General features: G+C 70.6%; 4 protein-coding genes and 1 pseudogene. 3 read left to right on the forward strand and 2 right to left on the reverse strand.

Going from position 1 to position 5,764, the window contains the following annotated elements:
• Both L995_RS30370 and L995_RS30375 read right to left on the reverse strand, forming a co-directional pair.
• Positions 1 to 524: pseudogene (locus L995_RS30370) on the reverse strand (arsenic resistance protein); the annotation flags it as partial.
• A 105-nt stretch (positions 525 to 629) separates the two neighbouring features.
• Positions 630 to 2,312 carry a sigma-54 interaction domain-containing protein gene (locus L995_RS30375; RefSeq protein WP_047475170.1) on the reverse strand — a complete coding sequence of 561 codons (1,683 nt, stop codon included), beginning with the start codon at positions 2,310 to 2,312 and terminating at the stop codon, positions 630 to 632.
• A 223-nt stretch (positions 2,313 to 2,535) separates the two neighbouring features.
• Between L995_RS30375 and L995_RS30380 the strand changes: the two genes are divergently transcribed.
• The 3 genes from L995_RS30380 to L995_RS30390 all read left to right on the forward strand — a co-directional run.
• Positions 2,536 to 4,083, forward strand: a complete 1,548-nt coding sequence (locus L995_RS30380) for an acyl-CoA carboxylase subunit beta (protein WP_046241328.1) — start codon at positions 2,536 to 2,538, stop codon at positions 4,081 to 4,083.
• 28 nt (positions 4,084 to 4,111) lie between these two features.
• The gene (locus L995_RS30385) at positions 4,112 to 5,131 is read left to right on the forward strand and encodes a tripartite tricarboxylate transporter substrate binding protein (RefSeq protein WP_016451976.1); all 1,020 of its coding nucleotides are present in this window, start codon (positions 4,112 to 4,114) and stop codon (positions 5,129 to 5,131) included.
• 10 nt (positions 5,132 to 5,141) lie between these two features.
• On the forward strand, positions 5,142 to 5,764 hold a 623-nt coding region (locus tag L995_RS30390), incomplete at its 3' end, for a CoA-binding protein (protein ID WP_047475169.1).

A 5,764-nucleotide genomic window follows, 5' to 3' on the forward strand; every position in this document is an offset into this window, starting at 1 on the left:
GGCACGGCGATCAGCCACACGAACGCATGCAGGAAAGGCCCTGCCTGCACGAGCCGCGCCGCATCGTCGCCCAGGAACAGGCCCAGGTAGCCGGGCAGGGCCAGCATCTGCGCGATCAGCAGGGCCGGCGTGGCCGCCAGCAGCAGGCGCGCATCGGCGCGCCCCAGGTGGGAGAAGGTGACCACGTAGTCGATGCAGGGCGCCAGCAGCACCAGCAGCGCGCCCAGGCGCAGCAGGGGGTCGGCGGGCAGGAACTGCAGCAGGGCCCAGACCAGCACCGGCACCACGATGAAGTTGGCCGTCATCAGCGCGGTCAGGAAGCGCACCTGGCCGAAGGCGCGCCGCAGCTCGGCCACGGGCACCTGCAAGAAGGTCACATAGAGCATCAGCGCCAGCGCGGGGTTGATGGCGCGCTCCAGCACGCCCGTGCCGGGCAGCGCCCAGGCGGCGGCCGCGGCCAGGGCCACGGCGGCGAAGTAGATGGGGATCTGGCGCTGTTCGAGCGCGTCTCGGGTGTCTTGCATTCGGGGCGCCGGGTGCGGCAGGGGCGGCAGTGGGTACGGGGTGCCTAGTATGGCAACGGTGCGGCCAGCCGCTGTCTCGAATTCCCTGCCCTCGGCCCGACAGGCTCAGCCGGGCGATGCCGCGCCCAGCACCTTGTAGAGGTAGGAGCGCGAGATGCCCAGCTCCTGCGCGGCCAGCTTCTTGTTGCCGCCGCAGCGTGCGATGGCGTCGAGGATGGCATTGCGCTCCTGGTCCTTGAGCGGGGCCACGGCGCCGGTGGCGGGCAGGCCGGGCTCGGCAACGGGCGAAGGCCGTGCGCCGGCCAGCGGGTCCTCGTGGCGCGCGAAGTTGTCCACGCCCAGCAGGTGGCCGTCGCAGAACACCAGGGCCTCTTCCACGCGCTGGCGCAGCTGGCGCACATTGCCGGGCCAGGCCTGGCGGGCCAGGTAAGGCATGACGCCGGGCGCGATACGGGGCAGCGCAATGCCGTTGCGCTCGCAGAACGACTGGGCAAAGCGCTGCACCAGGGCCGGGATGTCCTCCAGGCGCTGGCGCAGGGCCGGCACATGCAGCACCACGCCGCTGAGGCGGTAGAACAGGTCCAGCCGGAAGCGCCCGCTGTCGATGAGGCCGCGCAGGTCGCGGTGCGTGGCGGCCACGATGCGGAAGTTCACCTGCCGGCCGCTGTGCGCGCCCAGGCGCTGCACCTGGCGGTCCTCCAGCACGCGCAGCAGCTTGACCTGGATCTCCATGGGAATGTCGGCCACTTCGTCGAGGAAGAGCGTGCCGCCCTCGGCCTGCTCCAGCTTGCCGGGCTGGCCCTGCCTGCGCCCGCCCGTGAAGGCGCCGGCCTCGTAGCCGAACAGCTCGGACTCGATCAGCGTGGCCGGCAGGGCCGCGAGGTTGAGGCTGACCAGGGGCGCTTCGGCATCGCGCCCGCGCGCATGCAGGGCTTGGGCCACCAGTTCCTTGCCGCTGCCGCTCTCGCCCAGGATGAGCACGGGCACGTCCAGCCGCGCCACGGCGTCGATCTCGCGTGCAAGCCTTTGCATGGGGGCACTGGCGCCCACCATCTGCGCCGTGGGCGTGCCGCCGCGCAACTGGCTCAGTTCGCGCTTGTAGTGCTGCACCTCGTCATGCAGCTGGTTCAGCCGCTGCTGCATGCGGTTGAGTGCCTCCACGCCGCTGAAGCTGACCTGGCCCACGGCGCCCACCACGGCGCCGCCCTCGTAGACCGGCACGCGGTTGACGATGCGGCTCACGCCCGGCCCCAGCTGCTGCAGGTCGCCGATCTCGGCGCGGCCGCTGCGTGCCACATGGGGCAGGCGCGAGTTGGGGATCACGTCCTCGGCGCGCCGGCCTGCGGCCGTGCCGGGCGCCAGGCCGAAGAACTTCTCGTGCACGGGGCTGATGTAGCGCATCAGCCCTTCATGGTCGGCCACCGTGATCGCCTGGTACGGGTTGGTCAGGAACATGTTGAGGATGGCGAAGGCGAAGGGCACGCTGGCCACCATGTCGAACAGCGCCGCCGCCTCGTCGGCCGGGCGCAGCAGGGCGACCTCGCCCTCGGCATCGGCCAGCACCACGGCCACATGGCGGGCCACCGTGCCGCGCGGGCCCGGTGTTTCCACGTGCAGCAACTGGCCATGGCCGATGGGGTTGTGCCCGTCGCCGTGCGCGCGGGCCAGGGCCTCGGTGACGGCTGCATGCAGGAGCGGCTCCTGCGCCAGGCCCAGCCGCGCCACGGGCTCGGGCGAGTCGCGCCGCCAGACGAGAACGCCGAATCGGTGGTCGGGGGAGCTGGGCATGGGCATGGCGGGCAGTGGCTGGGATTGAACGCACTCTAGCGGCGCGCAGGCCACGGGCCTGTCCCCGTGGTGTCTCCATTGAAGACAGTACCCAACCCGTGTCTTCGAGGTTGTCCTTGATGTGGACACACGGAGATCGACTGTGGAAAAAATCCTTTGAATTCAACGCACTGCGTTCTGGCACGCCTTGTGCATCTCCACAGGCAAAAGGAGACACGACGACATGAGCTGGCAACCCGAAGTGGACGAGATCGCATACCGCCGCGCACTGGCGGCCAAACTGGGCGGAGAGGACAAGGTGGCGCGGCACAAGGCCGCGGGCAAGCTCACGGTGCGCGAGCGCATCGATGCCTGCACGGACGCGCAGTCCTTCGTGGAGGTGGGCTCGCTCACCGGCTCGGGCCAGTACGACAGCCTGGGCAGGCTGACGGACTTCACGCCCTCCAACCTCATCATGGGCCGGGCGCGCGTGGGCGGGCGGCCCGTGGTCGTGGTGGGCGACGATTTCACGGTGCGCGGCGGCGCCAACGACGGCGCCGTGGGCGACAAGCTGATCTTTGCCGAGAAGATGGCGCACGACCTGCGCCTGCCCATGGTGCGCCTGGTGGACGGCACGGGCGGCGGCGGCTCGGTGCGCAACATCGAGACCAAGGGCTACACCAGCGTGCCCACCATGAAGGTCTGGAGCCAGGTGGTGCAGAACCTGTCCACCGTGCCCGTGGTCTCGCTGGCCCTGGGCTCGGTGGCCGGCATGGGCGCGGCGCGCGTGGCCTCCAGCCACTACTCGGTGATGGTCAAGGAGACCGCCCAGCTGTTCAATGCCGGCCCGCCCGTGGTGGCGCGCATCGGCCAGAACGTGACCAAGAACGAGCTGGGCGGCAGCCAGGTGCACACGCGCAACGGCGTGGTCGATGACGAGGTGGCCACCGAGCAGGAGGCCTTCGAGCGCGTGCGCCGCTTCCTGTCCTACCTGCCATCGTCGGTGTACGAGCTGCCTGCGCGCACCGCGCCGCAGGACGATCCGCGGCGGCGCGACGAATGGCTGCTGTCGGCCATTCCGCGCGATGGCCGCAAGGTCTACAAGATCCGGCCCATCGTCGAATGCCTGGTCGATGAGGGCTCCTTCCTGGAGACGGGCCGCCACTGGGGCCGGGCCATCGTCACCGGGCTGGCGCGCATCGACGGCTGGCCCGTGGCCGTGGTGGCCAGCGACCCGTACTTCTACGGCGGCGGCTGGGACGGCCCCTCGGCCGAGAAGTTCACGCGCTTCGTGGACATGGCCCAGACCTTCCACCTGCCCGTGGTCAACCTGGTGGACATCGCGGGCTTCCAGATCGGCGTGGAGGCCGAGAAGGCCGGCGTCATGCGCTACGGCGTGCGCGCCCTGGCCGCCGTCTACCAGGCCACCGTGCCCTGGTGCAGCATCCTCATCCGCCGCGCCTACGGCGTGGCGGCGGCCGGCCACCAGCACATGGGCCGCTTCAACTTCCGCTATGCCTGGCCCTCGGCCAACTGGGGCTCGCTGCCCATCGAGGGCGGGCTGGAGGTGGCCTACAAGGCCGAGATCGAAGGCGCCGACGACCCCGTGCAAAAGCGCGCTGAGATCGAGCAGCGCGTGCGCAGCCTGACCTCGCCCTTCCGCACGGCCGAGGCCTTCGGCATCGACGAGGTGATCGATCCGCGCGACACGCGCGCCCTGCTCAGCGAATTCGTGGAACTGGCCGCGCCGCTGCGCGAGGCCGGAGCGCCGCAGTTCGGCCTGCGGCCCTGAACGCATAAAAACCCAAGGAGACAAAGCAATGGCAACCAGACAACCGCGCGCGCCCTCGCGCCGCACCGCCCTGGCCCTGTGCCTGGCGCCCTGCCTGACCATCTGCGCCGCGACGGCGGCCCAGGCCCAGGCCCCCCAGGAGGACAAGTGGCCCACGCGCCCCGTGCGCATCGTGGTCGGCTTCCCTGCAGGCTCGTTCACCGACACCATTGCACGCGCGCTGTCCGAGCCGCTGAGCAAGTCGCTGGGCCAGCCCGTGGTGGTGGAGAACAAGCCCGGCGCCAACGGCGCCATCGGCGTGGGCGAGGTGGCGCGCGCCGCGCCCGACGGCTACACCCTGCTGGTCACCAACTCCAGCAGCATCACCATCAACCCCCAGATCTACAAGAAGATCACCTACCGCGCCAAGGACTTCGCGCCCATCACCATGGTGCTGGATGCGCCCTTCATCCTCACCGTCAACCCCGAGTGGGCGCAGAAGCACCAGATCCGCTCGGCCAAGGATGTGATCGCCTTCGCCAAGGGCCATCCCGACAAGCTCAGCTACGGCTCTGCCGGCCCCGGCAACATCGCCCACCTGGCCTATGCGGCCTGGAGCAACCGCACGGGCGTGAAGACCACGCATGTGCCCTACAAGAGCGCGTCGCAGGCCCAGATGGCCGTGCTCAGCGGCGAGCTGGACACGCAGTTCGACACCTGGAGCGCGCTGCCCCACATCGCCAGCGGCAAGCTCGTGGCGCTGGCCGTCACCGCGCCCCGGCGCATGCAGCAGCTGCCCGAGGTGCCCACCATGGCCGAGGCCGGCTATGCCGATTTCGACGTCACCTTCTGGGCCGGCCTGCTGGCGCCCGCAGGCACGCCGCCGGCCATCGTCAACCGGCTCTACGAGGCCTCCAGGGGCGTGCTGCAGGACGCACGCATCCGCGCCGTGCTCAGCAGCCAGGGCGAGCCCGTGATGATGCCGCCCGCGCCGTTCGGCCAGCGCATCGCCAAGGAAGTGGCCGACTGGGGCCAAGTCATCCAGCGCGAAGCCTTGTCTTTGGATTGATGAGGTACGCATGTCTCTGTTGCAAGCACTGAACCCCCGCTCCGTCGCCATCCTTGGCGCATCCGACAACCCCATCAAGGCCGGTGGCCGGCCCATCGACTACCTGCGGCGCCATGGTTTCGCGGGCCGCATCCTGCCCGTCAATCCCAAGCGCGCCGAGGTCCAGGGCCTGGCCGCCTACCCCTCGCTGCGCGCGCTGCCCGAGGCGCCCGACGCCGTGGTCATCAGCCTGCCCGGCGAGGACGTGGCCGCCGCCATCGACGACTGCGTGGCCGTGGGCGCGCGCCTGGCCGTGATCTATTCCTCGGGCTTTGCGGAGCTGGGCGAGGAAGGCCGCCGGCAGCAGGCCGACCTGGTGGCGCGGGCGCGCAGGGCGCCAGGCGGCGGGCTGCGCCTGTTCGGCCCCAATTGCCAGGGCGTGGCCAACTTCGCCACGGGCGCCATCCTCAACTTCTCGACCATGATCAACGAGAACGCGCCGGCCGACGGCCCCGTGGCCATCGTCAGCCAGAGCGGTGCGGGCGCGGCCATTCTCTACGGCGGCCTGCGCCGCGCGGGCATCGGCGGGCGCTACATGCTGTCCACGGGCAACGAGGCCGATGTCTGCGCAGCCGAGGCCGTGCGCGCCGTGGT

The sequence above is a fragment of the Delftia sp. ZNC0008 genome (assembly GCF_000799035.1).
In the GTDB taxonomy this organism is placed as follows: Bacteria; Pseudomonadota; Gammaproteobacteria; order Burkholderiales; family Burkholderiaceae_C; genus Comamonas; species Comamonas tsuruhatensis.

Coding starts and splice junctions, on each gene's coding strand:
- L995_RS30375 (WP_047475170.1), bottom strand. CDS start 2,312: ATGCCCAGCTCCCCCGACCACCGATTCGGCGTTCTCGTCTGGCGGCGC.
- L995_RS30380 (WP_046241328.1), top strand. CDS start 2,536: ATGAGCTGGCAACCCGAAGTGGACGAGATCGCATACCGCCGCGCACTG.
- L995_RS30385 (WP_016451976.1), top strand. CDS start 4,112: ATGGCAACCAGACAACCGCGCGCGCCCTCGCGCCGCACCGCCCTGGCC.